We start from the raw sequence: 1,560 nt of genomic DNA, 5'->3' as shown, positions 1-1,560 counted from the left end.
CTTTCAATTACCCATAATCTTTGCCTCGATCGCGGCTCCCAGTTCGATGTCAGTCAGCCGCGATAGTCCGCGCCAGATCACGGTATTTCCTGGAGGCGGATCGTTGGCTCGGGCCAAATATCCTCCGAGCCGCGCGATCTTGACGACATAGTGCGAGAGCGTGCTTCGTCGAGGGCGATCGCCACCCCTGTCTTTCACCAAACGATCAAGAAGCCTGAGTTCGGGATCTGTCAGCGCCGTCTGCGGTAGGGCATTCGGCGAGGAACGATTGAGCATCGTCATCCAGAAGACGCGCCAACTTACAATGCAAAAAACAGCGATCAGATTGACCAGACGCTCAGCGGTTCGCAATTTCGAGTCCTCCGCCTTGCAGCCTGATTTGAGGACCTTATGGAAGACTTCGATCTTCCACCTCAACGCGTACCAGTCGATCTTCTCGACGGCGTCTTTGCGCGATTGGATCGAGAGATCGGTGAGGAGCTTCCACTCGATCTTCTTTCGCCGCTTCGGCGTTCCCCGCTTCTTGAGCATGGATCACGGTCAGAGTGAGTGCGGGATATTTCTTCTGCTTACCGATCGGCGGCAGAATTCGAAGCTTGCGGAAACGAATTTCGAGAAGCGCTTCATCCGGATCGCCTTTGTCGTCCTTGACCTTGATCCGATGTAGGCCTTTGACCGTAACCTCGTCCATTTCGTCGGCAATTGTATGATTGCCGTCCCCGGCAAGCCGATCAACACAGGTTCGTACCAAGAAGTGTGTTCCAACCTCCTCGGCCAGGCAAAACAGCTCATAGATATCGCTCTCGCGATCACCAATACGAACGCATCGTCCAGGGGTAGCGAGAAGGTCGGTCGATTGCCGTAAATTCTCCAGCCAGCGGATACTCTCCTTCTGCTCGATCGGAACACGCGTCGGATTGATCTTCCGCTTCAGCGCCGTCGTCCCCTTGAACTTCTTGCGCGTCCAAAACTTAATTGCCGCCAGTCCGAGCGGAAGCCCCTCGGTCGTCACGGCGAGGCTCGAATGCATCAGGATGCCGCACTGAGTGCGCCCTGCCGTCTTGCGCGTAAAGCCAATCAAATCCGGCTTCTCGCGCTTGAAGCTGAATTCCGTCGTGTCATGGAGAACGAGGATCGGTCCCTTCGTTGCCGTTACGCGCCCGCGTGTCGCCTCGAAATGACCGCAAAGAATATCCGCCTCGTTGACCCGTTCGTTGGAGAAGAAGCGATAGGCGGCCTTCGTGTTGGCCCAGTCCTGACAAACCAGCGGGATGCTTTGTCCCATGTCGCTCCCGATTTGTGCGAGCAGTTTGCAGAACCGGCGGCCAAGCCGCTCATCCTTAAACTCGCATCCCGCAGCTTCCCGATCAACCCACGTCTCAATACCGGTCGTCAATCGCTGAGCACACGCGCCTCCGCGCGTTCCTTCACCAAGCCCATCGAGCACCCCACGCCTCCGAATCAGGTGCTCAACAACGAATCACAACAGATTCTTCCGATTCAAGATTTCGCCTGCGGCGCGGCGTTCAAATCCGACGTCAAATGTGGGTAATTGAAAGC

At 56.2% G+C, this 1,560-nt stretch carries 3 protein-coding genes; 1 reads left to right on the top strand and 2 read right to left on the bottom strand.

Annotated elements, in window-relative coordinates; all coding sequences use genetic code 11:
• Nucleotides 1-3 precede the first annotated feature (3 nt).
• Both IVA92_RS01320 and IVA92_RS01315 read right to left on the bottom strand, forming a co-directional pair.
• Nucleotides 4-351, bottom strand: coding sequence for a hypothetical protein (locus tag IVA92_RS01320; protein WP_247281435.1), 348 nt, complete (start codon nucleotides 349-351; stop codon nucleotides 4-6).
• Nucleotides 352-388: 37 nt separating this feature from the next.
• Nucleotides 389-1,396, bottom strand: a complete 1,008-nt coding sequence (locus IVA92_RS01315; RefSeq protein WP_247281436.1) for a transposase DNA-binding-containing protein — start codon at nucleotides 1,394-1,396, stop codon at nucleotides 389-391.
• On the opposite strand from IVA92_RS01315, the gene IVA92_RS01310 reads away from it, so the two are divergent.
• Entirely contained in the window at nucleotides 1,277-1,552 is a 276-nt protein-coding gene (locus IVA92_RS01310; protein ID WP_247281437.1) for a hypothetical protein, read from the top strand. The genes IVA92_RS01315 and IVA92_RS01310 overlap by 120 nt on opposite strands.
• Nucleotides 1,553-1,560: the final 8 nt, after the last annotated feature.

The organism is Bradyrhizobium sp. 154 (assembly GCF_023073875.1).
GTDB lineage: Bacteria > Pseudomonadota > Alphaproteobacteria > Rhizobiales > Xanthobacteraceae > Bradyrhizobium.
This window is presented reverse-complemented; position numbering and strand designations above follow the sequence as displayed.